Below are 24,757 nucleotides of genomic sequence, written 5' to 3'. Positions count from 1 at the left end.
CATGAACTTCATCTACCAGGCCCGCCCCGCCCGCGTGATCTTCGGCGCAGGCAGCCTCGCGCATCTCGAACGCGAAGTGCTGGAACTGGGCGCGCAACGCGCGATCGTGCTCTGCACGCCGGAGCAGCGCGACCTCGCGCAACGCATCGTCGAACGGCTCGGCGCGCGCGCGGCCGGGCTGTATGATCGCGCGACGATGCATGTACCGATCGAGATCGCCCGCGATGCACAGGCGTTCGCCAGGTCGTGCCATGCCGACTGCGCGATCGCGATCGGCGGCGGTTCGACGATCGGCCTCGGCAAGGCGATCGCGCTCGAAAGCAGCCTGCCGATCCTCGCGATTCCGACGACGTACGCCGGCAGCGAGATGACGCCGATCTACGGCCTGACCGAAGGCGGCCTCAAGCGCACGGGCTCCGACGCTCGCGTGTTGCCGAAGACGGTAATCTACGACCCCGCGCTCACCGTCACGCTGCCCGTCGGGCTGTCGGTGACGAGCGGCCTCAATGCGATCGCGCACGCGGCGGAAGGCCTCTACGCGAACAACGCGAATCCGGTGATGAGCCTCGTGGCCGAAGAAGGCATTCGCGCGCTCGCGCGCGGCCTGCCCGGCGTGCGGCGCAACCCTGCCGATCTCGACGCGCGCAGCGACGCGCTCTACGGCGCGTGGCTGTGCGGCATGGTGCTCGGCAACGTCGGCATGGCGCTGCACCACAAGCTCTGTCATACGCTCGGCGGCAGCTTCAACCTGCCGCACGCGCCGACCCACACGGTCGTGCTGCCGCATGCGCTCGCGTACAACGCCGCACACGCGCCGGACGCGATGCAGCGGATCGCCCGCGCGATCGGCACGAACGACGCCGCACGCGGCCTCTACGCACTGGCACTCGACAACGGCGCGCCGGTCTCGTTGAAGGCGATCGGCATGCAAGAAGCCGACCTCGATCGCGCCGCCGATCTCGCGGCCGCCAATCCGTACTGGAACCCGCGCCCGATCGAACGCGACGGCCTGCGCGCGCTGCTGCAGGACGCCTTCGACGGCAACCTGCCCGGCTCGACCGCGCGCTGAATCGAACACAGTGACGTCGCCATCGTCGGCTACGGCCCGACCGGCCTCGTCGCCGCATCGATGCTGGGCTGCGCCCGCCATCGCGTGATCGTCCTCGAACGCTGGCCGACGCCCTATGCGGTGTCGGCCGTGCGGACGGTCGGCACCGCGCGCGGCATTACGACTTCGCGCCGCCGTTCTCGATTGCGCCGTCGATTTCCGCACGCGTGAAGCCGTACTTCGCCATTCGCTCGCGGTGATCGGCCGAGCCGAGATACGCGCGAAGCTTCGTGTTCACGGCCTGTACAAGCGGCCCGCTGTTCTGGCTGAACGAAAACCCGCCGACAGGTACCGCCGCCCCCGCATCACGCGCGTGCGACACGGCCTCCAGCCGCGCGTCCGTGTCGGCGACCGCGCGGGCCCCGATCGCCGTGCTCGCGAACGCGTCGAGCTGCCCTGCAAGCACCGCAGCCACCGCATCGGGTTGATCCTTGAAGATGACGATCTGACCGTCGCTCACACCGGCCGCCCTGGCTGAATCGATCTGCACCTGGTCGGTCACGCACGCCAGCCGCGCATCGCTGCGAGCCGCGATGGCCGCGTAGCTCGTCAACCGCTTCGGATTGCCGGCCTGCAGCAAGAATCCGTCGCCGATCGCCCATACCGGAACGCTGAACGTCACGTGCCGCGCCCGTTCGGCCGTCACGAAGATCGGCACGTTCATGTCCCAGCGCCCGGCCTGCACGCCCGGCAGCAGCGCGTCGAACGATGTCGGGTGATATTCGATTTCCGTCACGCCGATCGCGCGCAGCACCACTTCGGCCAGTTCGATATCCGCGCCGGTCACGGAACCGTCTTCTCCGGTCCAGTAGAACGGCGGCTCCTCGAGGTACGCAATCCTTACCTTCATGGTGTCACTCCTGACGTTCAATGAGGTTCGCCGCGCCCGGACGCCGGGCACCCGATTCATGCAGCCGCTGCATCCATCGCCCGAGACAGCGCCATCAACGCAGGCGGCAGCCGCTCCAGCGGAAGATACCCGAACCCGAGCCTGAACACACGGCTGCTTTCGCCGAACCACGTCCCTGATGCGAGCTGCACGTCGTGATCCGGCAACTTCTGCCAGAAGCGCGACACGGCCTGCTCGTCGAAAGCATCCTGACGCAACCGCACGCAGCACAGTGCGCCCGCATCGGGCCGCACCCACTCGACGCGCGCACGTTCACGATCGCACCAGCCCGACACGATGTCGAGCGCGCCCGCAAGCAGACGGCGCCGAGGCGCGAGCACGTGTTCACGGTGGCGCAACACGGTCGCAGCCAGTGTCTCGTCGAGCACCGAACCCGAGATCACGGTATTCAGCTTTGCAACGAGCAGACGCGCCCGAAGCGCCGCGTCGGCCACCGTGAGCCACCCGGTCCGCAGACCGGGTGCGCCCAGCGCTTTCGATACCGACGAACCCGTGACGATGCGCGGATCGACCGCCGCGAAACTGGCTGCCACGGCGCCATCGCCATAGCTTGCTTCGCGATAGGTCTCGTCAATGAACAGTATGGCCTCCGGACACCGTTGCGCCATCAACGCCAGCAATGCATCGATCTCGGCGCGCGATGCCTGTACACCGCCCGGATTCTGCGGAGACGCGATGCTGACCAGCCGCGTCTTCGACGACAGGTTCGCGTCGAACTGCGCAAGGTCCAGCCGGTAGCCGTTCTCGAACGACAGCCGCACTTCTCTCACCGTCGCGCCGGCGCCGACCAGGCAGTCGCGACTCGGCGGAAAGCACGGCGTCGCGAGCACGGCCTCGTCGCCGGGACGGCACACTTCATAGGCCAGCAGAAACAGCCCGAGCGCGGTGCCTTGCGTCGTCACGATCTGCTCGGCTGGCACCTCGCAGGAATCGGCAATCGCATCGCGCAGCACGGCGGCACCCGCCGACTGACTGTAGCCGAGCTTCAGGTTGCGGACCGCTTCGACGCCGGCCAGATCCAGCAGCTCGCCGACCGTCAGGTCCTGCGACGTGCTCTCCGCCAGGTTGAAGGTCCGGTTCACGTCGAGCAGCGAGATGATTTCGTTGTACGGAAACCGTCCGCGCCACACGCCGGAATGCGCTTGTGTCGTCTGCATGAGCAAGCCTCGCAATGGTCGATCGATGGATCGAAACACCGCCATCGTAGCGTTCGCACAAAAACCATAACAGCCACAATTTTCTGTCGATTGGACCGACACAATTATGCGTGGCGAGATCGCGTCGAACGGCCGATAATCGGACACTTCCCTGCCGCTGGTACCCCATGGAAACGCAGACATCATTCCGCTACAGGCAGCTGGCCGACCTAATCGTCGGCATGATCGAGAACGGTACGCTGGCGCCGGGCACCCGGCTGCCGTCCGTGCGTGCCGTCAGCGAACAGCAGCGCATCAGCGTCTCTACCGCGCTGCAGGCATACCGCCTGCTCGAAGATCGCGGCGTACTCGAATCGCGGCCCCAGTCCGGCTTCTATGTCACGGCCGCGCGCGGCGGCACGCTCGCATTGCCGAGCGCGTCGCGCTCGCGCGCGAAAGCATCGACGGTGTCGATCAGCGGCGCGGTCGCCGCGATGCTCGAACATGCGGCCAACTCGGCACTCGTGCCGCTCGGATGCGCGGTGCCCGATCCTGCGCTGCTGCAATCGAAGCGGCTCGACCTCGCCCTCGCGCGCGCGGCGCGCCAGCATGGCACGCGCTACAACGTCTATTGCGCGCCCTACGGCGAACCGGCGCTGCGCCGCGAAATCGCGCGGCGGGCCATGCGTTTCGGGCATCCGCTGTCCGCGGACGACATCCTCGTTACGAATGGCTGCACCGAAGCATTGACGCTCGCGCTGAATGCCGTGGCAATGCGCGGCGATACGATCGCGGTGGAATCGCCGACCTATTTCGGTCTGCTTCACACGCTGGAGGCACTGGGGCTGAAGGCGCTGGAGTTGCCGACCGACCCGCTGCGCGGCGTCGACGTCGGCAGGCTGGCGCAGCGGCTCGAATCGGAATCAATCGCCGCCTGCGTGCTGTCGTCGAGCTTCGGCAATCCGCTCGGTTCCGCGATGACCGAGGACGACAAACGGGCGCTGCTTGCGCTGCTCGCGCGCCATCGGGTGCCGCTGATCGAAGATGACGTCTACGGCGACATCCATTTCGGGCGGAATCGGCCGCGGCCGTTCAGCGCACTCGACAGCGATGCCGATACGATCTACTGCAGTTCGTTCTCGAAGAGCCTCGCCCCGGGATACCGGATCGGCTGGATTGCGGCGGGCGCGCGCACTCAGCAGGTGATGGAACGCAAGCTCGCGCTCAGCCTGTGCAGCCCCGTGTTGCCACAGGTTGCGCTGGCCGACTTCCTTGCGAGCGGCGCATATGATGCGCACTTGCGCCGCATCCGGCGCGTGTTCGAGGAGAACCTGGCGCGGATGACGCGCACGATCGAGGCCAACTTTCCGGCCGGCACGAAAGTGAGCCGGCCAGCCGGTGGTTTCGTGCTCTGGCTCGAACTGCCGAAGCGATTCGATTCACGCGCGCTGTTCGATGCCGCGCTCGAACAGGGTATTTGCTTCGCGCCGGGTGACATCTTCTCGGCCAGTCGGCGCTTTCGCCATTGCCTGCGCCTGAGCGCGGGGCACGTGTGGGACACTCACATCGAGGAGGGCGTCCGGTGCCTGGGCCGGCTCGCACAGGCACAACTCGCGCGCTAAGCGCGCGGCGCCCACCGCTCCGCAGTCGCCCCGCTCAGCCGCCGAGCTTGAACGACGGCAACTGCTGCCCGAGTCGCGCGCCCATTTCGGCACCCAGCGCCTGCAGCCCGTTGAACGGCCGGATCATGACCTCGAACTCGACGATCCGCCCTTCGTCGTCGAAGCGGATCATGTCGATCCCCTTCAGCGCCTTGTCGCCGATGGCCGCACTGAACTCCAGCACCACGCTCTTGCCGTCGTCGGTGACGAACTGGCGGTGATAGGTGAAATCCTCGAGGATCGTGATCACCGTGCGCAGCGCCAGCACTAGCGCGGGCGCCGGCCCGTACGGCTTGAACGCCATCGGCGAACGGAACACGGCGTCCGGATGGACGATCGATTCCAGTGCGCCAAAATCCTTGCGTTCGATCATCGCGTGCCACGTGTCGAGCGATTGCGCGACAGCAGGTTGAAGATGCAGCGGTGCGTTCGTCATCGAAGACTCCAGTATCGTCGGGCGGAAAAGAAACGAATCGGTCTCAAAGGGTGGCGGCAAGCGTCGTGCCCTGGTGAATCGCGCGCTTCGCGTCGAGCTCGGCCGCTTCGTACGCGCCACCGATCACGTGCACCTTGCGCCCGGCGGCCTCCAGTTGCTCCGCTAGTTCGCGCAACGGCTCCTGCCCCGCGCAGATCACGACGTTGTCCACCGGCAGCGTCTGCTCGACACCGTCGATCGTCACGTGGAATCCTTCGTCGTCGATGCGCCGGTAGGTCACCGCCGACGACATCCCGACGCCGCGCGCCTTCAGTGCCGTGCGGTGGATCCATCCGGTGGTCTTGCCGAGCCCGTCGCCGACCTTCGACGCCTTGCGCTGCAGCAGATGAATTTGCCGCGCTGCCGGCTCGGGGTGTGCATGACGCAAGCCGCCTGCGTTCGCATACGACGGGTCGACCCCCCACTCGGCGAAGAAGCGGTCCGCATCGACGTGCGCGGCGCCCGCACGATGCACGAGATATTCCGCGACGTCGAAGCCGATCCCGCCGGCGCCGACGATCGCAACATTGCGGCCCACTGCCTTGCCGTCGCGCAGGACATCGAGATAGCCGAGCGCCTTCGCATGCCCGACGCCGTCGATCGGCGGCGTGCGCGGCACGATGCCCGTCGCGATCACCACTTCGTCGAATTCGTGTTGCAGCAGCATCTCGGCGGTCGCACGCGTATTGAGGTGGAGCGTCACGCCCCGCAGTTCGATCTGCCGGCGGAAATAGCGCAGCGTCTCGTTGAACTCTTCCTTGCCGGGCACCTTCTTCGCGATATTGAATTGGCCGCCGATCTCGGCGCCGGCTTCGTACAGCGTCACCGCATGACCGCGCTCGGCCGCGATGACCGCGAAGCCGAGGCCTGCCGGCCCGGCGCCGACCACCGCGATCCGCTTGCGCTGCTGCGCGGGGCGAATCACGAGCTCGGTTTCATGGCACGCGCGCGGATTCACGAGGCACGACGTGATCCTGCCGCTGAACGTATGATCGAGGCAGGCCTGGTTGCAGCCGATGCACGTGTTGATTTCGTCCGCGCGCCCTTCCCGCGCCTTGCGGACGAACTCGGCATCGGCGAGAAACGGCCGCGCCATCGACACCATGTCGCAATAGCCGTCGGCCAGCAATTGCTCCGCGACTTCCGGCGTGTTGATCCGGTTGGTCGCGACGAGCGGGATGCCGACCTTGCCCGTCAATTGCCGCGTGACCCAGGCGTAAGCGGCGCGCGGCACCTTCGTCGCGATGGTCGGAATGCGCGCCTCGTGCCAGCCGATGCCCGTATTGATGATCGTTGCACCGGCCGCTTCGATCGCCTGCGCGAGCCGGATCACTTCGTCGAGCGTCGAGCCGCCTTCGACGAGATCGAGCATCGACAACCGGTAGATGATGATGAAGTTCGTGCCGACCCGTTCGCGCACGCGCCGCACGATCTCGACCGGGAAGCGGATGCGGTTCTCGTAGGCGCCGCCCCATGCGTCGTCGCGATGGTTCGTACGCGCGGCGATGAATTCGTTGATCAGATAGCCTTCGGACCCCATGATCTCGACGCCGTCGTAGCCCGCATGCTGCGCGAGCGCCGCGCATCGGACGAAATCGGCGATCGTCTCGTCGACTTCATCGCTGGTGAGCGCATGCGGCGTGAACGGGTTGATCGGCGCCTTCAGCGCACTCGGCGCGGCGAGTGCCGGGTGATACGCGTAGCGCCCGAAATGCAGGATCTGCAGCGCGATCTTGCCGCCCTCCGCATGCACCGCCCGCGTCACGACACGATGATGCTCGGCTTCTGCTTCGGTCGTCAGCATCGCGCCACCGGGCGCCGGACGGCCCCGCTCGTTCGGCGCGAATCCGCCCGTGACGCTCAGGCCGGCCTCGCCGCGCGCACGCTCCGCATAGAACGCCGCCATCCGCTCGAAGCCGTTCGGCGCCTCCTCGAGACCCACGTGCATCGACCCCATCAGCACTCGGTTCCTGAGCGACGTGAAGCCGAGCTCGAGCGGGGTCGTCAGATGCGGATAACGCGACGTCATGGGGTGTCTCCATTTTTATGCAACAAGTTGCACAGATAGTAGTCGACCGCTTTCGTTTATGCAACCCGTTGCATAAACGCATCCGTCATCTTGTACTGTGGCCCCGATATGGCAAGATGCGGTTCATTCCGAGGCCACCTCCGATCCGACATGTCCCTGCCCCACGCACTCCTCACCGCTCTCGCCGAACGCCCGGGTTCAGGCTCCGAACTCGCCGACCGCTTCGATCGCTCGATCGGCTATTTCTGGCAGGCGACGCATCAGCAGATCTACCGCGAGCTGGGGCGTCTCGAGGAAACGGGCTGGATCGAATCGCTGCCGGCCGAATCGGGGCGCGGCCGCAAGCGCGCGTACCGGATCCTGCCGGCCGGCAAGAAGGAGTTGCGGCGCTGGATCGCTGAACAGGAAGACCCGACGCCGCTGCGCGAGGCGTTGATGGTGCGCCTGCGTGCGGAAGCGGTGCTCGGCCCGGCCGGCCTCGAGGACGAAATCAGGCGACGCATCGCGTTGCACCAGGAGAAGCTCGACCTGTATCTGCAGATCGAGGCACGCGATTTCTCGGAAGCGGTCGATTCGCGCACGAAGCGCCTTCAGCACCTGGTCCTGCAGGCCGGCATCGCGAACGAGCGGTTCTGGGTCGAATTCTCGCAGCATGCGCTCGACGTGCTGCGCTTGCCGAAAGACTGAACGACTGACGGAGGACATGACGATGACGCAGAAAACCGTGCTCTGCTATGGCGATTCAAACACACACGGCACCCGCCCGATGACGCGCGCCGGCGTACTGGAGCGGTTCGCACGCGAAGAACGCTGGACCGGCGTGCTGGCGCACACGCTCGGCGCGAGCTGGCGGGTCATCGAAGAAGGATTGCCCGCGCGCACGACCGTGCATGACGATCCGATCGAAGGCCGGCACAAGAACGGCTTGTCGTATCTGCGCGCGTGCCTCGAAAGTCACTTGCCCGTCGATGTCGTCGTGCTGATGCTCGGGACCAACGATCTGAAGACACGCTTCTCGGTCACCCCCGCCGACATCGCGACGTCGGTCGGCGTGCTGCTTGCCGAGATCGCTGCGTGCGGTGCCGGCCCGTCCGGTACGTCACCGAAGCTCGTGCTGATGGCGCCTGCGCCGATCGTCGAGGTCGGCTTCCTCGGCGAGATCTTCGCGGGCGGCGCCGCGAAGTCGAGGCAGCTCGCGAAGCGGTACGAACAGGTGGCAAGCGACGCCGGTGCGCACTTTCTCGATGCCGGCGCGATCATCGAGGTGAGCCCGGTGGATGGCGTTCACTTCGCGGCCGATCAGCATCGTGCGCTCGGGCAGCGCGTCGCGGCCCTTCTGCAGCAGATTGTGTAACGCGGACGAGCACTGAACCACAACCGCGCGGCGTCCACCGGCACGCCGCGCGCGGAAAACCGGTCACGCGTCCGGCAGGATCACCACCTTGCCCTTCACCTGCCGGTTGGCCATCCGCGCGATCGCATCGGCCGCATCGGCCAGCGACACGCGCTCGGTGATCGCGAGTCGTACCTTGCCGGCCGCGAACCATTCGGCAAGCAGGCGCATGTTCGCGACATGCTGCTTCGGATCGCGGCGCACCGCATCGCCCCAGAACACACCCAGAATGTCGCGCTCCTTGAGCAGCGCCAGGTTCAGCGCGATCTTCGGAATCTCGCCGGCCGCGAAGCCGACCACGAGGAACCGGCCGCGCCACGCGGTCGCGCGCAGCGCCGCTTCACTGTAGGCACCGCCCACCGGATCGTAGACGACGTCGGCACCGCGCCCGCCGGTCAATTCGTCCACGCGGCGGCGCAGGTCTTCGGTCGCATAGTCGATCGTCTCGTCGGCGCCCGCTTCACGGCACAGCGCCAGCTTGTCCGCACTCGACGCCGCCGCGATCACGCGCGCGCCGAGCGCCTTCGCGATCTCGATCGCGGCGAGGCCAACGCCGCCCGCCGCGCCCAGTACGAGCAACGTCTCGCCTTCTTGCAGCCGCGCGCGCTGCTGCAACGCGTGCAGCGACGTGCCGTACGCGAGCACGAGCGCCGCGCCCTGCTCGAATGTCATGCCCGGCGGCAGCGCGGCAATCTGGTGCACGTCGGCCACGCACTGCTGCGCGAACCCGCCGTGCCCGGTGAACGCGACCACCGAATCACCCGGCTGCCACGCGGTCACGCCCTCGCCCACCGCGTCGATCACGCCGGCAAATTCCGCGCCGGGCGAAAACGGCAGCGTCGGCTTCACCTGGTACAGCCCCTGGACGATCAGCGCGTCGGGGAAATTGAGCGACGCGGCCTTCACCTGAACCCGGACCTGGCCCGCGGCCGGTTCGGGAATCGCCACGTCCTCGATGCGCAAGCTGTCGATCGGGCCGAATGCGGTACACAACAGGGCTTTCATGTTCGTCTCTCTCCTTGTGCGGCGTGGCCGCGCGTCGAGTCATCCCGCGGGACACGCCCGCACGGCCGGTTCACGGCGAATACGCAACAGCCGACAAAATCGGCATCCGCGACATCGTCTGCATTCCGGAATGTCGGTGAAGCCATGATCAGAACCACGCGTCGCGCATGTCGAGCGTCGTCGTGTCGACGCTCGCGAGCAGATCGAGCTGCGCATCCACTTTCGGCAATTCCCAGTTGAAGAAATAGCGGGCCGCCGCACGCTTGCCGTCGTGGAAATCGTCGGCGTGCCCGTGCGCGGCGAGCGTCACGTCGAGCCACAGCCACGCAACGACGAGATGGCCGAACGCTTCCAGGTAGACGCTCGCGTTCGCGAGCCGCGCCTGCGGATCGCCGATCGCGCCGAGTTGCCGTGTGACCTCGACCAGCCGCGCCCACCGCTTCGCCAGCGCATCGGCCTGTTCGCGCAGGCCGGCATCGAGCATCCGCGCGCGTTCGACGGTCGCGCCGATCCGCGCATCGAGTGCGTGCAGCAACGCGCCATCGTCCTGTGCGACCTTGCGACCCAGCAGGTCGAGCGCCTGGATTCCGTGCGTGCCTTCGTGAATCGGATTGAGACGATTGTCGCGATAGAGCCGCTCGACCGCGTAATCGCGCGTATAGCCATAGCCGCCGTGCACCTGGATCGCGAGGTCGTTCGCGGCGAGACACCATTGCGACGGCCAGCTTTTCGCGATTGGCGTCAGGATGTCGAGCAGGCGCGTGGATTGAGCGCGCACGTCCGCATCGTCGTGCGCGCGTGCTTCATCGACCTGCTTCGCGCAATACAGGATCAGCGCCAGACCGCCTTCGACATAGGCCTTCTGCGCGAGCAGCATGCGCCGCACGTCCGGATGTTCGACGATCGGCGCCTGCGGCGCGGCGGCATCCTTGCCCGCCGGCCCGAGCGGGCGCCCCTGCGGCCGGTTGCGCGCATAGTCGAGCGCGTGCAGATAACCCGTGTAGCCGAGCGCCACCGCGCCCGCGCCGACACCGATGCGCGCCTCGTTCATCATGTGGAACATGTAGGCGAGGCCGTGGTTCGGCTGGCCGACCAGATAGCCGATCGCGCCCGCACGCCCTTCGGGACGGTAGCGCGTGCCTTCGCCGAAGTTCAGCAGGCAGTTGGTGGTGCCGCGATAGCCCATCTTGTGGTTCAGCCCCGCGAGCACCACGTCGTTGTGCTCGCCCAGCGCCGCGCCGTCGGCGCCCGGCAGGTACTTGGGCACGATGAACAGCGAAATGCCGCGCGTGCCGGGCGGCAGCCGGCCGTGTTCGTCGGGAATCTTCGCGAGCACGAGGTGGACGATGTTCTCCGTCAGCTCGTGTTCGCCGCCCGAGATCCACATCTTGTTGCCGGTCAGCCGGTAGCGCGGGCCGAGCGGCGAGTCGCCTTCGAAATCCGCGCGCGTCGCGATGTCGGACAGCGACGAACCGGCTTGCGGCTCGGACAGGCACATGGTGCCGAGATAGCGCCCTTCCAGCTCCGGGCGCGCGAACGCATCGATCTGCGCGGCGCTGCCGTGCGCGACGAGCAGGTTCGCGTTGGCGGCGGTCAGGAACGGATAGGCGGACGTCGCGATGTTCGCGGCCTGGAAGAACAGGAACGATGCGGCTTCGACCAGCTTCGGCAAGCGCATGCCGCCGAGCGCTTCGTCATGGCCCGCGGCGATCAGCCCGGCGTCCGCAAAGGCGCGCACGGCCGGTTCGACGTCCGGGATCAGCGTCACGCGCTCGCCGTCGAACTGCGGTTCCTCGCGATCGCCACGTGCCGCATGCGGAGCGAACAGGTCTTCGGCAATCCGCTCGCTGGTGTCGAGCACCGCGTCGAACGTCTCGCGACTGTGCTCGGCGTAACGCGGCAGCGCGACGAGCGCTTCCGCGTCGAGCCAGTCATACAGCAGGAACGCGAGATCGCGTCGCGACATCAACAGGCTCATCGTGCTGCCTCCCGGGGCCGGCTTCGTCAGCCGAATGAAGGGTTGCTTGACTGAAAGTGCTGGCAGGAATTTAGCACGGTCGTTCTAAAACGACAACGACGGATCCGCTAGTCCGCGTAACCGGGATTGCGCCGATCGAGCCGGCGCAGCAAGCCGGGCCAGACGAGCGCCCCGGCGCCCATCCCGCGCGTCACCGCGGCGATCTGCTGCTTGATGCCGTCGAGAATCGGTTGCGCGATCGGCAACAGCGCCGAGCCGCCCGCCTGCGCACGGACCTGGATCATGCAGGCCGCTTCGAAGAAATACATCGCGACGAACGCGTCCGCCGGCGTCGCGCCGACGGTCAGCAAGCCGTGATTGCGCAGCATCAGGTTCGTGTTGGCGCCGAGGTCGTGCACGAGGCGCGCTTTCTCGCCCTCGTTGAGCGCAATGCCCTCATAGTCGTGATAGCCGAGCGACGCCAACACGCCGAGCGACTGCTGCGACAGCGGCAGCAAGCCGCCTTCCTGCGCCGACACGGCGACGCCGTTGATCGAATGCGTATGCATCACGCACAGCGCGTCTTCGCGGGCCGCATGCACCGCGCTGTGAATGGTGAAGCCGGCCGGGTTGATCTCGTAAGGTGATTCGGACACCTTGCGTCCGTCGAGATCGACCTTCACCAGCGACGATGCCGTGATCTCGTCGAACATCATCCCGTACGGGTTGATCAAGAAGTGGTGCTCGGGGCCGGGCACACGCGCGGAAATATGGGTGAACACGAGATCGTCCCAGCCGAACAGCGCGGTGAGGCGGTAAGCCGCCGCCAGGTTGACTCGCGCGTCCCATTCGGTCGGGGAAACTGCCTGCTTCACGCTGACATCGGATGAGGCCACGTCGACACTCCTCGTTCAAGGATGGATGCGTACCGGGCCGCACGATGCGGCCCGGCCTGGGGATTGTGTCACCCTGCCCGGGGCTTCGCGAGCTGATCCGCAACCGGCAGGCTGCGGATGCGCGTGCCGGTCGCCGCGAAGATCGCATTGGTCAGCGCCGGCGCAACGGGCGGCAGGCCCGGCTCGCCCACGCCGCCGAGCGGTGTCGCAAAATCGTCCGGCGCGACGAGATGCACGCGGATTTCGCGCGGCGCCTCGTTCATGCGCAGCACCTGGAAGCCGTTGAAGTTGCTCTGCTCCGGATGGCCGTCCTTGAACGTGATCTCGCCGTGCAGCGCGATGCCGAGCCCCATCACCACCGCGCCCTCGAGCTGCGAGCGTACCCGCTCCGGATTGACCTGCGGCCCGCAGTCGATCGCGATGTCGACGCGCGGCACCGTGATCTTGCCGTCGGCATCGACCTGCACCTCGCACACCACCGCCGTGTACGACACGAAGCTGCGATGTGCGGCGATCCCGAGCCCGTGCCCCTTCGGCAGCTTGCGCCCCCAGCCGGCGCCGTGCGCGACCCTCTCGACCACGCGCCGCAGCCGGCCGGTATCGATCGGATACAGCGCCGGATCCTCGCCGTAGTTCGTGTTCTTCACCGTGATGTGCGGCTCGAAACGCCGCGCGGGCCCGATCAGGTCGAGCAGGAAATCCTTCGGGTCGCGGCCGGCCGCATGCGCCAGCTCCGACACGAAGCTCTGGATGCCGAACGCATGCGGGATGTTGTAGACCGAGCGGAACCAGCCGATCCGCGTGTGCGCTTCCGCGGCCGGATTCTCGATCCGCACGTTCGGAATCGCGAACGGCAGGTCCGCGATCCCTTGTGCGAGTTCTCCCGGCTGCTCATGCACGACGCCGGCCCTGAACGTCGACTGGATCGACGGCGCGACCGTGCGATGCTGCCACGCGACCACCTTCCCTGACGCATCGATCCCGCCGTCGAACGCCTCGAGCGACACCGCGTGGAAATAGTCGTGCGCGATGTCGTCCTCACGCGTGAACGTCAGCTTGACGGGCGCGCCGACCGCCTTCGACAGCAGCGCCGCCTCCACCACGTAGTCGGGCTTCGACTTGCGGCCGAAACCGCCGCCGAGCAGCGTCACGTTGACCGTCACGCGTTCCGTCGGCAACCCGAGCGCCTTCGCGACCTCGTCGCGCGTGGTCTGCGGCGCCTGCGTGCAGGTCCACACGTCGCAGCGGCCGTCGGCCACGCGCGCGACGGCCGCGGGCGGCTCCATCGTCGCGTGCGCGAGATGCGGGATGTAGTACGTCGCACGCACGCGCTTCGCGGCGCCGGCCAGTGCCGCCGTCGCGTCGCCGTCGTTGCGGATCACGTCGCCCGGCTGCGCGGCGGCCGCTTCGAGCGTCTTGCGATACGCGGCGGAATCGTAGTTCGCGTTGGGCCCGCGCTTCCAGTCGATCTTCAGTTGCGCGCGCGCCTGGATCGCCGTCCACGTATCGCGCGCGACGACGGCCACGCCGCCGAGCGGCTGGAAACCGGACGGCAGCGGTGTTTGCGCCAGCTGCACGACCTTGACGACACCCGGCAGCTTCTCCGCCGCCGATGCATCGAACGACCCCACCGTGTCGCCGTGGGCCGGCGGTCGCGCGACGACCGCATACAGCATCCCGTCGAGCCGCGTGTCGATCCCATAGTGCGCACGGCCGCCGACGATGTCGCGCCCGTCGATCAACGCCGTTTCGCCCTTGCCGATATAGCGGAATTCGGCCGGCGCCTTCTGCGCCACCGTGGCCGGATCCGGCGCCGGCAGCGCCGCTGCCTTCGCCGCCAGTTCACCGAAGCCGAGCTTGCGCCCGCTCTTCGTGTCGACGACCTCATGCACCGTCGCCTTGACCTGACGCGCATCGACGCCCCACGCCGCGGCGGCCGCCTGCTCGAGCATCGTGCGCGCGGCCGCGCCCGCGCGGCGCAGCGCGGCGAAGCTCTGGCGCAGGCTGCGCGATCCGTCGGTGTTCTGGTTGCCGTAGCGCGGCTCGTCGCCGACGGCCTGCGCGACCTTCACGCGCGCCCAGTCGGCGCCCAGCTCGTCCGCCACCACGAGCGCGACGCTCGTGCGCACGCCCTGCCCCATCTCGGAACGGATGCAGGTTACGGTGACCGTACCGTCCGGTGCGATCGCGACGAACAGGTGCGGATCGTCGCGCAACCCGTGCGGCATCCCCGCGCCGCCATACTGCGGATTCGCGCTGACGGGTGGCTGCACCGGTGTCGCCGCGTGGACGAGCGACGGCACGCCGAACGCGAGCAGCAGCCCACCGGACGCGAAGCCGAGCAGCAGCGCGCGACGGCTTTCGTTATGGACGGAGAGTTCGGGTGCGCTCATGCGGCACCTCCGCGGCGTACAGCCAGGCGGATCGCCGCACGAATGCGCGTGTAGGTGCCGCAGCGGCAGATGTTGCCGGACATCGCATCGTCGATGTCGGCGTCGGTCGGATGGGGATTCGTTTTCAGCAGCGATGCGGCCTGCATGATCTGTCCGGACTGGCAGTAGCCGCACTGCGCGACGTTCAGTTCCTGCCAGGCCTGCTGCAGCGGATGATCGACGTCCGTCGACAGTCCCTCGATCGTCGTCACGCGCTTGCCGGAAGCGGCCGCGACCGGGGTGATGCACGAGCGGATCGCCACGCCGTCGAGGTGCACGGTGCAGGCGCCGCACAGCGCCATGCCGCAGCCGAACTTGGTGCCGGTATGGCCGAGGACATCGCGCAGATACCAGAGCAACGGCATGTCGGGATTGCCGTCGAAGTGTTGCTCGCTACCGTTGACGGTCAGCGTGATCATCGTTCACCTCCTGGTCGAGGCGCCCGCATCGCACCACGGGTGCCGGTGGGGATTCGAACGGCGGCGGGTGCGCCCTGCTGCGCCGGTCCCGCGCCGTCTTGTGGACTGCTCCGCCGGCTGGACCGGCGGTCAATGCGTTGTAATCGGTGCGGCGGGCTGGGATGGCCATCGGGCATGCGATCCGGATGGATAGCGGGCACGCACCCGCCCGGATTCTGCCCCATGCAAACCGTCACGCCGGCAACGCGATCATGTCGGAACTGCCAGAAAGGGCGACCCGGATCGCGGCACCTGCGTGCCATGTCCGGCCCCGGCAGCTTCGACATTGCTCACGGGAGCTGGAATCGTATGCGGAATCGCCCGGGCTCCAACTCTAACTGATGTGCGGCAGTTTTGCGTCGCCGGTGCATGTCGGCACGGGCGAGTGACAAACCGGGGAGAGGTTGAAAGGGAATCGATGACGCATGACGCTCGTCACGCGAGTGGGACCCACTGACGCGCCCGTCCCGGCGGGCGATGAGGGGGCGACGCTGGTGCGTCACATGGCGCTGACGTCGAGCGCCAGTGCTTCAAGCCGATTGCACGCGCTTCAATGGATTGCCAACGCCGGCCGGGAACGATGCCGCGCCGGGCTACCCGGTACGATTCCCGACCAGCGTGGCCTCGATCGGCGCTCCAGTGATTGCGGGCACCCCGCTCGTACGGCATGCGGGTGCCCAGCCACGCTCACGGCGATCTCAACGCCTGCAACCCCAGCGTGAGCGCATTGAACGGCATCTCCGACGACCGCATCGAAAAGGTCGTTGCCTTCGCGGGTGCCCCCGGATTACGCATCAGCGCGTGAACGATCCGCTCGCTCGCGTGACCGTCGCCGTATGGATTGCTCGCCCGCGCCATTTCCCCGTACGCGCTGTCGCTATCGAACAGCCGTGATGCCTCCCACACGATCCGTTCCTGATCGGTACCGACGAGCCGCGCGGTGCCGGCTTGAATCGCTTCGGGCCGCTCCGTCGTCTCGCGCGTAACCAGCACCGGCTTGCCCAGCGCCGGCCCTTCTTCCTGAATGCCGCCCGAATCGGTGATGATGAAATGCGCGCGAGACATCAGGAATACAAACGACAGATACTCCTGCGGCTCGATCAGGTAGATGTTCGGCAGGTGGCCGAGCCGGGTGCGCGCCGGCTCTCGCACGTTCGGATTCATGTGCAGCGGATAGACGAACTGCGCGTCGGGATAGCGGTTCGCGAGCGTGCACAGCGCATCGCAGAAATTCTGGAACGGCTCGCCGAAACTTTCGCGACGATGCCCGGTGATCAACACGACGCGCCGCGACGGTTCGAGAAACGGAAACTGTCCCGCAACCTTCTCCGACAACGCCGTGGTGTGATCGAGCATGCGCTTGACGTCGTGCAGCGCATCGATCACGGTATTGCCGGTCAGCACGACCGCCCCGCCCGATACGCCCTCGCTGAGCAGGTTGTCCCGTGCCTGCCCGGTCGGTGCGAAATGCCACGACGACACGGCATCGGTCACGCGGCGGTTCAGCTCCTCCGGCCAGGGCGACCAGATGTCACCGCTACGCAAGCCGGCCTCCACGTGCCCGACCGGCAGATAGCGGTAAAACGCCGCGAGACTGACCGCGAGCGTGGTCGTTGTATCGCCGTGGACCAGCACGACGTCCGGACGCAATTCGTCGAAGACGATGCCGATTGCCTGCAGAATGCCCGTCGTCACGTCGGTCAGCGTCTGACTTCGGCGCATCACGTTGAGATCGTAGTCGGGCTTGATGTCGAACAGCGTCAGCACCTGATCGAGCATTTCGCGGTGCTGCGCGGTCACGCATACCCTGGCGTCGACACCGGCTTGTGCCTTCAAAGCACGCACCAGCGGTGCCATCTTGATGGCCTCCGGCCGAGTCCCGAACACAAGCAAAATCTTTTTCATCGTTATCCTCGTTGAACCGTTTCGCGCTGAATGAACCTGCTCGCGGTGCGAAGCATGTATTCAGGCGGCGCCTCCCGTACTCGCACACGGTCGACACGCTGCGGTGTCGCGGAGCGAGCACGCCACCTGGTTCGCGCGGTCTGCGCCACGCGAATCGTCGTACTACCGGCGTCCCGTTGCCACTTGATCAGTCACGTCATGAGTCGTTCCTCGCTTGGCCAGGCGTCCCGTCTGTTCGTCACGTCTTTTCCTTACAGCAATATTCAAACCAGCCGCCCTGCGACCGTGTCCAGTTCACACTGCATGCACCGCGCACCCACCGTGCGCGACGGAATGTTTCACAACTGCTACGTGTGTCGCAGCGCCACCCAGGCGCGATACAGGCAAATATCCGGGCAGTCGCACGGTCCCTTCGACGACGTCGTCCGAGGAATCTCGAATGCATGCCGAGCGTCCGTTGCGCATCGAATCGCTCGCATCCGTCGAAACGCGTTGCGCTTCCTCGCTCCGCCACTTTTGTCTGTGCAGCCGACGGCGCGAGCGATCGTCTGGCCGTGGTCATGCTCGACGGATCAATTCGACACGCAAAGTCATTCACGTCGCACGAATCGACGGGGTGGGAAATGTTGCGAATGTGTAACGCGGATCCGGAACGGGGTTGTCGCATCGGCGTCCGGCCCATGCAACGCACGCGCCCTCATGGAATGCGCCGGCATTCCGGTCGATGCACACGCAACGAACGACTCGATGCGCATCGGCGCGCGGCGTCGCACTGCCAAGGCGGCGCAGGTTCGGCAGACAATTCGCTCGACGCTCGACACGTACATGCTGCGACGCCGATCACGTGCGGGCATCCGGCCGGGGGGGGCACACTGATTCTTCGATGAATCAAAAATCTCCGCCGTCGTTCGCGCCATGCGCGCACCCTCCACCCCCGCTCCTTGCTGCGCGTGGCATCGCGGCCGATGGCTCACGCCTTGCTTGATGACGGACACGTGTGCCCCGAAACACTCGCCCGGCAGCGGACGAACGAGGGCGCCCGGGCAACGAAACAGGAAGGAAACGCGACGCGTCCGCGTGGGGCGTATGACGAGTGCTCCAGCGTGCCGACGCGCCCTGTCGAAGTACGCGTGATCCACGAGCCTGGTTCCCGCTCCGAAGCAAGGAACCGGCCCGTGAACGCAAACATAGGTACCAGCCTCGGGTTCACCCGCACTACGGTGACCCGAGCCACAACGTCGACACGTCAGCCAGGCGCGACACGGCCAACGCCGCGCCCGGCGACGATTGCACAGGACCACCGCGCAGGAGCCCAAGACCATGAACCGGCCCGCGCTTTGCCCGACCGTACGCTCGCGCGTAGCGGCCACCGTCGCGCTGTGTCGCCTGTGGCACGTCGCCTGCTGTATCGCTGCGTGCGGTTTCGCGCTGCACGCGAGCGCCGCCGAACTTCGCCTCAACGGGCTGTACCAACGCGCCGACGGTGCGATCACCGTGCGCCTGAACGGCGTCGGCATCGACCCGTATTTCGCGGCGAAGGCGCTGCTCGCCGCGTCCGACGCGCAACTTGATGCCCGTCAGGCTGCACTCGCGTGGATCGCATGGCTGCTGCCGCGCCAGCGCCAGGATGGCGGCTTCGATCGCTACTGCATGAAGAATGGCCGCTACCGCGCATGCGCCGACGCGGAAACCGACGACGCGATGATGGCGACCTGGATCGAACTGCTCGCCCGCTTCGCGCCGCCCGACGGCTTGCCCGCCGCGTGGGAACTCAGCCTGAACCGCGCCGGTTCGCACCTGGACACCCTGCTCGACAAGCCCTCCGGCGTCTATCAGATCTCGTCGTCGCTGCATGTCTCATTGCTGATGGACAACGTCGAAGTACACAGCGCGTTCCAGGCCCTCGCCGCGTACTACGTCCGACGCGCCGACTACACGCATGCGGGTCCGTGGAGCCAGCGTTCCGACCAGCTGGCATCCGCGATCCTGAAGGTCTTCTGGCGCGGCACCGGATCCGGCTTTCGTGCGAGCACGCAGCAGATCAGCGATACGAGTTTTTATCCGGCGAAGATCGCGCAGATCCTCCCGCTCCTTTCCGGTATTCAGGTACCCGAACAATCTGGCGAGACGATCTACGCGCAGTGGATGCGGAAGTACGGCAAGAGCTGGCCGCAACTCGCCAACACCGATTATCCGTGGAGCTTGATCGCGCTGGTTGCGCTCAAGATGAACGATTGGGGCACCGTCGCCTGCTGGCAAGCACGATCGGGCCCATACCGGCACGGCGCGCACTGGAACGTACTGGAGGAGTCGCTTTATCTGGCATTCGAACACCGGACGGCCGCGCCCGTCATCCCCGCTCGATGCGGATTCACGACGGCAGCGGCAACCGCATCGCGCTGACGCAACGGCGTGCGCGATCCATGATGACTGACAGGTAGGAGACGTGTGATGTGTGGCATCGTCGGCGCAGTCGCGCAACGGGACATCGTCCCGATTCTGATTGAAGGTTTGCGTCGCCTCGAGTACCGCGGCTACGATTCGTGCGGCGTGGCGACGATCGTCGACGGCCAGGCGCGTCGCGAACGCAGTGTGTCGCGTGTCGCCGATCTCGACGCGCACGTGCGCACCACCGGCCTCGCCGGCAGCACGGGCATCGCGCACACGCGCTGGGCGACGCACGGCGCACCGGCAACCTGCAACGCGCATCCGATCTTCTCGCGCAACGAAATCGCGCTCGTGCACAACGGCATCATCGAGAACCACGAAACGTTGCGCAAGCAACTTTCTGACGCACACTACGAATTCGACGGCCAGACCGACACCGAAGTCGTCGCGCACCTGATCCACAGCCAGTATCGCGGCGACCTGCTCGCCGCCGTGCGTGCAGCGACATCACAGCTTCACGGCGCGTACGCGATCGCCGTATTCAGCAAGCACGAGCCGCAGCGGCTGATCGGTGCGAAGGTCGGCTCACCGCTCGTCGTCGGCTTGAAGGACGGCGAATGCTTTCTCGCCTCCGACGCGCTCGCGCTTGCCGGCATCACCGACCGCTTCATCTTTCTCGAGGAAGGCGACATCGTCGAGTTGACGCCGGGCGGCGTGCGCATACTCGATCGCGGCGGCGCGCCGGTCGAGCGCGCGGTACAAACCATTTCCTCTGCGCAGGCCGCGGTCGAACTCGGACCGTACCGGCATTTCATGCAGAAGGAGATTTTCGAGCAACCGAAGGCCGTGGCCGCGACCCTCCCGGATGCGGGGCTGTTCGACCCGGCCGTATTCGGCCCCGACGCCGCGCGGGCGTTCGAGCAGATCGACAACGTGCTGATTCTCGCGTGCGGCACGAGTCACTATTCCGGCCTGACCGCGCGCCGCTGGCTCGAAACGATCGCGCGCGTGCCCGCGCAGGTCGAGATCGCGAGCGAATACCGTTACAGCGACGCGCTCGCGATACCGAATACGCTGGTGGTGAGCGTGTCGCAATCCGGCGAGACCGCCGACACGCTCGCCGCGCTCAAGTACGCGCAGGCGCTCGGCCATATCGACACGCTGGCGATCTGCAACGTGCCGACCAGCGCGATGATGCGGCAGACCGGCCTGCGCTTCCTGACGCGGGCCGGCCCTGAAATCGGCGTCGCGTCGACCAAGGCGTTCACGACGCAGCTGGTCGCGCTGTTCATTCTCGCCGTCACGCTCGGCCGGCTGCGCGGCTACGTCGACGATGCGCAGCTCGCGCGCTACACGATGCAATTGCGGCGGCTGCCTGGTGCGCTCGAGGATGTGCTCGGGCTCGAGCCGCAGATCGAGCGCTGGGCGGCGGAATTCTCGCAACACGAGAATGCGCTGTTTCTCGGGCGCGGGCTGCACTACCCGATCGCGCTCGAAGGTGCGCTGAAGCTGAAGGAGATTTCGTATATCCACGCGGAGGCGTATCCCGCGGGTGAGTTGAAGCACGGGCCGCTGGCGCTCGTGACGCACACGATGCCCGTCGCGACGATCGCGCCGAACGACGCGCTGCTCGAGAAGCTGAAGTCGAACATGCAGGAAGTGCGGGCGCGCGGCGGGCAGCTTTACGTGTTCGCCGATGCCGATACGCGGATCGACAACAGCGAAGGCGTGTCGGTGCTGCGGATGCCGGATTACTACGGGCTGTTGTCGCCGATCCTGCATGTGGTGCCGTTGCAGTTGCTCGCATATCACGCGGCGTGTTTGCGTGGCGCGGATATCGACAAGCCGAGGAATCTGGCGAAATCGGTGACGGTCGAGTGAGGGGGTTGGGTAAACCGGGGGCGGACTGGTGAAGGTCTTCGAGGGATCAAGCTGGCCCGCCCTACACAATTCGAACGTGTGACCTACGTTTTGGAAGGCCGTTGCTCGTGTCGCGCCGCGTCTTGCTGGGTGCAGCTTGCATCCAACTCGCCGGACCTGCACGACTTCATCAGGCATGCTGTCGCTAGGGGAATGCGCCGGGGCGAGCTAGCGTCCCTTTGCTGGGAAAACATAGACATGGAACGGCGTGCCGCGTAATTGCCAGTCACGAAAACGGACACGCCGTGAACCGTACCGCTGTCCAGCGTCGCTACGGCCGTGCTATAGGCCCGCAGGGACACCGGGTATGTCGTGCCCTTCGCCGTCATTGCGAACGCCCTTACGCGAGCTTTCTGCCGTGCAGTATGCAGTGTGGCGAGCGCAGAAATTGCGCAAGTAACGAGGATGGACAATCGGCAGATCAAGCGCGACCGATCTCCTGACGCCGCGCACCTTCACCGGTCCACCAGCCCATCGCCATCGCTGAATTGTCCAGCGCACATCGGCTCCGCAGTCCCGCGCAGAAATCTCTATCGAGTTTTGGCCTGGAGCGGGCGACCAACTATGAGCGCGGCGTCATAACGCAGGCGACACTGGTCGATTGTTCGGAAGGCATCGAAATACATGCGAATGCTCCGCCGTGGTTGAATGCTGAAACCGGCTGCCCTATGGACGCGTCGGCATCGCCCCTCATAAGGCTTAGAGACGCGAGAAAGTCCGTATTCGCTTTTTTATCCGAGCCCGGATTCAGCATGTTATTGACTATGCCCACGGCACCGACAAAGTGCATAAGATTGACGGGATCGGATCGGTCCCCTACCACGCCAATCCTTGTAATCTTGTCAGCACTGTTGACGTAGAGGTGAATTCCGAGCTGGCTCTCAAAGTGCCCATTCGCCAAATCGAGCTTCTTCAGTTCAGCTATCCCTCGTTGAAAACGTTCGTCATTAAGCGTTACTTCGATTCCATCTTTTGTCTTGCTCATCCGCCGGATCGTATCATTCCCGTCGGCCGTTGCCAGCTCGTCATACTGCTTTCGGAATGTCTCTGGTTTAAGGTCGATCCAAACGTCTGCTGACTGCGGCTGCGCGCTAACAGCCGAAACTGCTGGCGCATTAGGGCTAGACACTGGCGATACCGTAGGCGATTGGTCCGATTCACTACACGCAGTCAGAGCAACGACAGCCGAACATACCAACATCAACGCTTTCACGATTCCCCCGTAATATGGTTTCGAATTATCCGCTCACAGTCTGACTCAATTGCGCAACATACCGCAACTTCCAATTCAAACCCGGGAAAAATGATGGTGGACGGCAATGCAGCGTTGATCGCGTTCATTGGCGTGCTCGCTGGCGGCTACCTCAACATTTCTTGGCAGAGGACTATTGCCGGTTTCGTGACGGTACTAGCTGGGGAATTAGCCTCACACATGGCGGTATTTCCCCATGCTGCGGGACATGTTGAATGGCATGATTGTGGCGATTGAGCAGGGATAGCGCCTTTGCCATAGCGTTTTCCGACCACGAGAAAATGAGCAATGACGAAATTAAGGCGCGGCTTACAGGATGCCTTGACACGGTCAACAGAGGAGACCAACGCCTTCATGAACTGATCGCCAACCTTAAGGCATTCGCCAACCAGCAGTACTTGGATGCCAGAACAAATCTGGCTGCGCGCAATATTCTCGTCAATAGGCTGACTTCGGTCTGCGATTGGTACGCAACATCGCGAGCAAACTAGAATGCGAGCACACTCTGAGCATGGTGAGTGCAGTTCCGCGCGCTGATCGGGGCACAATCAAACGGTGCGCTCGACTCGAAACTCGTTGATCTTTCAGGAAATTGCTGGCCCGCCCTACACGATTCGAACGTGTGACCTACGGCTTAGAAGGCCGTTGCTCTATCCAACTGAGCTAAGGGCGGTCGGGGAGAAAAGACACGGCTGGCGCGGGCTGCATTTGACACGAGGCATCGAGCAACGACATAACCGCCCAACTCGATGCCCCGAAACAAAACGGGCCCGGCATGAAGCCGAGCCCGAAATTATACCCGATCATCGCGCCACATCACGCGAGATCAACGTTCGCAGCATCAAACCGGCTGCGGATGCAGCATGAACCAGCCGAGGCAGAACACACCGGCGATCACGCAATACACGCCGAACGAAGCCAGCCGGCCACGCCCTTCGAAATAGCGCATCAGGAACCGCACGCTCAGGTACGCGGCAATCGCCGTCAGCACGCCGCCGAGCAGCGCATCGGCGAGTTGGTCGCGCGCATGGAACAGCTTCGGCAGTTCCAGCACACCCGCCGCGAAGATGATCGGCGTACCGAGCAGGAACGAGAATTCCGCGGCCTTCTCCGCCGTCAGCCCCGCGGCATTGCCGGCGATCATCGTCAGCCCGCTGCGCGAGAAGCCCGGAATCAGCGCGCCGATCTGCGCGAGACCCACGAAGAACGCCTGCTTGAACGTCATCTTCTCCGGTGCCTGATGCGCGCGGCTGCGCTGGATGCGATCGCCGAGCCACAGCAGCACGCCGTTCACGATCAGCGCGACCGCGACGATCCGCAGGTCGTGGAACACGCGCTCGATCCGCTTCTCGAGGAGCAGCCCGACGATGCCGGTCGGGATCGTACCGATGATGAGCGCCCACATCAGGTGCCCGTCGTCGTTCTTGCGGCCGCCGAGTTGCGCGAAGAAGCCGCTGATCAGCGCGATCCAGCGCGCGCGGAAATACCACAGCAGCGCCAGCGCGGTGCCGAGGTGCAGCGCGACGAGGAACGGCAGCAGTTGCGGTGCGTGCTTGTCGATGTGCATGCCGAACAGCGCCGGCACGAGCAGCGTATGGCCAAGGCTGCTGACGGGGAAGAGTTCGGTGACGCCCTGCAGGACGCTCAGGAATACCAGAAACCAGAGACTCACGCGTCGGTCCTTTTAGTGAAGTTTGAGCGGAAAGGGAAGCGGACGACGCGATGCGCGTCCGAAAAACGCGCCCCGATTATGCCGAGCCCGGATTACTGCGCCAAGGCATTTGGCTGGATATTGCGGCAATGCACACAAACGCTTGCAACTTGTAAGCAGC

Annotated in this window: 20 protein-coding genes and 1 tRNA gene; 8 read left to right on the top strand and 13 right to left on the bottom strand. The window is 65.7% G+C overall.

Annotated features, from left to right (window positions below; translation table 11 throughout):
• The first annotated feature begins 1 nt into the window (after window position 1).
• Together CFB50_RS07150 and CFB50_RS40495 are read left to right on the top strand one after the other, a co-directional pair.
• Window positions 2–1,069 carry a maleylacetate reductase gene (locus CFB50_RS07150; protein ID WP_089445377.1) on the top strand — a complete coding sequence of 356 codons (1,068 nt, stop codon included), beginning with the start codon at window positions 2–4 and terminating at the stop codon, window positions 1,067–1,069.
• Complete coding sequence (locus CFB50_RS40495; protein WP_373452952.1) at window positions 1,070–1,279, top strand: FAD-dependent monooxygenase; 210 nt, start codon at window positions 1,070–1,072, stop codon at window positions 1,277–1,279. It abuts the gene before it with no gap.
• On the opposite strand, the gene CFB50_RS07145 is transcribed toward CFB50_RS40495, so the two are convergent.
• Both CFB50_RS07145 and CFB50_RS07140 read right to left on the bottom strand, forming a co-directional pair.
• On the bottom strand, window positions 1,227–1,958 hold the full coding sequence (locus CFB50_RS07145) for a transporter substrate-binding domain-containing protein (protein WP_089445376.1): 732 nt from the start codon (window positions 1,956–1,958) through the stop codon (window positions 1,227–1,229). The two genes, CFB50_RS40495 and CFB50_RS07145, sit on opposite strands and share 53 nt — an antisense overlap.
• A 56-nt stretch (window positions 1,959–2,014) precedes the next feature.
• Window positions 2,015–3,175, bottom strand: coding sequence for a pyridoxal phosphate-dependent aminotransferase (locus CFB50_RS07140; protein WP_089445375.1), 1,161 nt, complete (start codon window positions 3,173–3,175; stop codon window positions 2,015–2,017).
• A 167-nt stretch (window positions 3,176–3,342) separates the two neighbouring features.
• Here CFB50_RS07140 and CFB50_RS07135 point away from each other — a divergent pair, with 167 nt between their 5' ends.
• Window positions 3,343–4,776 (top strand): aminotransferase-like domain-containing protein, encoded by a 1,434-nt coding sequence (locus CFB50_RS07135; RefSeq protein ID WP_089445374.1) that lies wholly within the window; start codon window positions 3,343–3,345, stop codon window positions 4,774–4,776.
• Window positions 4,777–4,810: 34 nt separating this feature from the next.
• Here CFB50_RS07135 and CFB50_RS07130 read toward each other — a convergent pair whose 3' ends face one another.
• Both CFB50_RS07130 and CFB50_RS07125 read right to left on the bottom strand, forming a co-directional pair.
• Entirely contained in the window at window positions 4,811–5,251 is a 441-nt protein-coding gene (locus tag CFB50_RS07130; protein WP_089445373.1) for a nuclear transport factor 2 family protein, read from the bottom strand.
• Window positions 5,252–5,294: 43 nt separating this feature from the next.
• Window positions 5,295–7,319, bottom strand: coding sequence for an NADPH-dependent 2,4-dienoyl-CoA reductase (locus CFB50_RS07125; RefSeq protein ID WP_089445372.1), 2,025 nt, complete (start codon window positions 7,317–7,319; stop codon window positions 5,295–5,297).
• A gap of 150 nt (window positions 7,320–7,469) precedes the next feature.
• Here CFB50_RS07125 and CFB50_RS07120 point away from each other — a divergent pair, with 150 nt between their 5' ends.
• Window positions 7,470–8,006, top strand: a complete 537-nt coding sequence (locus tag CFB50_RS07120) for a PadR family transcriptional regulator (RefSeq protein ID WP_179254155.1) — start codon at window positions 7,470–7,472, stop codon at window positions 8,004–8,006.
• Window positions 8,007–8,028: 22 nt separating this feature from the next.
• Window positions 8,029–8,673 (top strand): SGNH/GDSL hydrolase family protein, encoded by a 645-nt coding sequence (locus CFB50_RS07115; protein ID WP_089446055.1) that lies wholly within the window; start codon window positions 8,029–8,031, stop codon window positions 8,671–8,673.
• Window positions 8,674–8,736: 63 nt separating this feature from the next.
• Here the strand turns inward: CFB50_RS07115 and CFB50_RS07110 are convergent, their stop codons facing one another.
• The 6 genes from CFB50_RS07110 to wecB all read right to left on the bottom strand — a co-directional run bounded on the left by CFB50_RS07110 (window position 8,737) and on the right by wecB (window position 17,365).
• Window positions 8,737–9,717, bottom strand: a complete 981-nt coding sequence (locus CFB50_RS07110) for an NADPH:quinone oxidoreductase family protein (RefSeq protein ID WP_089445370.1) — start codon at window positions 9,715–9,717, stop codon at window positions 8,737–8,739.
• 148 nt (window positions 9,718–9,865) lie between these two features.
• Window positions 9,866–11,695, bottom strand: a complete 1,830-nt coding sequence (locus CFB50_RS07105) for an acyl-CoA dehydrogenase (protein WP_089445369.1) — start codon at window positions 11,693–11,695, stop codon at window positions 9,866–9,868.
• Between the two features lie 107 nt (window positions 11,696–11,802).
• Window positions 11,803–12,570 (bottom strand): class II aldolase/adducin family protein, encoded by a 768-nt coding sequence (locus CFB50_RS07100; RefSeq protein ID WP_089445368.1) that lies wholly within the window; start codon window positions 12,568–12,570, stop codon window positions 11,803–11,805.
• Window positions 12,571–12,638: 68 nt separating this feature from the next.
• Window positions 12,639–14,963 (bottom strand): xanthine dehydrogenase family protein molybdopterin-binding subunit, encoded by a 2,325-nt coding sequence (locus CFB50_RS07095; protein ID WP_089445367.1) that lies wholly within the window; start codon window positions 14,961–14,963, stop codon window positions 12,639–12,641.
• Entirely contained in the window at window positions 14,960–15,421 is a 462-nt protein-coding gene (locus tag CFB50_RS07090; RefSeq protein WP_089445366.1) for a (2Fe-2S)-binding protein, read from the bottom strand. The genes CFB50_RS07095 and CFB50_RS07090 overlap by 4 nt, the downstream gene beginning before the upstream one ends.
• Before the next feature lie 726 nt (window positions 15,422–16,147).
• Window positions 16,148–17,365 carry a non-hydrolyzing UDP-N-acetylglucosamine 2-epimerase gene (gene wecB / locus CFB50_RS07085; RefSeq protein ID WP_089445365.1) on the bottom strand — a complete coding sequence of 406 codons (1,218 nt, stop codon included), beginning with the start codon at window positions 17,363–17,365 and terminating at the stop codon, window positions 16,148–16,150.
• Window positions 17,366–18,685: 1,320 nt separating this feature from the next.
• Between wecB and CFB50_RS07080 the strand changes: the two genes are divergently transcribed.
• Window positions 18,686–19,768, top strand: a complete 1,083-nt coding sequence (locus tag CFB50_RS07080; protein ID WP_089445364.1) for a hypothetical protein — start codon at window positions 18,686–18,688, stop codon at window positions 19,766–19,768.
• A 48-nt stretch (window positions 19,769–19,816) separates the two neighbouring features.
• Window positions 19,817–21,634, top strand: a complete 1,818-nt coding sequence (glmS, locus tag CFB50_RS07075) for a glutamine--fructose-6-phosphate transaminase (isomerizing) (protein WP_089445363.1) — start codon at window positions 19,817–19,819, stop codon at window positions 21,632–21,634.
• Window positions 21,635–22,235: 601 nt separating this feature from the next.
• Here glmS and CFB50_RS38590 read toward each other — a convergent pair.
• Complete coding sequence (locus tag CFB50_RS38590) at window positions 22,236–22,658, bottom strand: hypothetical protein (protein ID WP_144020638.1); 423 nt, start codon at window positions 22,656–22,658, stop codon at window positions 22,236–22,238.
• 321 nt (window positions 22,659–22,979) lie between these two features.
• Here CFB50_RS38590 and CFB50_RS38585 point away from each other — a divergent pair, with 321 nt between their 5' ends.
• Entirely contained in the window at window positions 22,980–23,162 is a 183-nt protein-coding gene (locus tag CFB50_RS38585; RefSeq protein ID WP_143750883.1) for a hypothetical protein, read from the top strand.
• A gap of 359 nt (window positions 23,163–23,521) precedes the next feature.
• Here the strand turns inward: CFB50_RS38585 and CFB50_RS07065 are convergent.
• Window positions 23,522–23,598: transfer RNA gene (locus tag CFB50_RS07065), tRNA-Arg, on the bottom strand.
• Between the two features lie 168 nt (window positions 23,599–23,766).
• Window positions 23,767–24,597: an undecaprenyl-diphosphate phosphatase gene (locus tag CFB50_RS07060; RefSeq protein ID WP_039347620.1), complete on the bottom strand. Its 831-nt coding sequence runs from the start codon at window positions 24,595–24,597 to the stop codon at window positions 23,767–23,769.
• Window positions 24,598–24,757 lie beyond the last annotated feature (160 nt).

This window comes from Burkholderia sp. AU33423, from assembly GCF_002223135.1.
GTDB classification, from domain to species: domain Bacteria; phylum Pseudomonadota; class Gammaproteobacteria; order Burkholderiales; family Burkholderiaceae; genus Burkholderia; species Burkholderia lata_D.
Note: the sequence above shows the minus strand (reverse complement) of the source record. Positions and strands in the feature narration are given on the sequence as shown.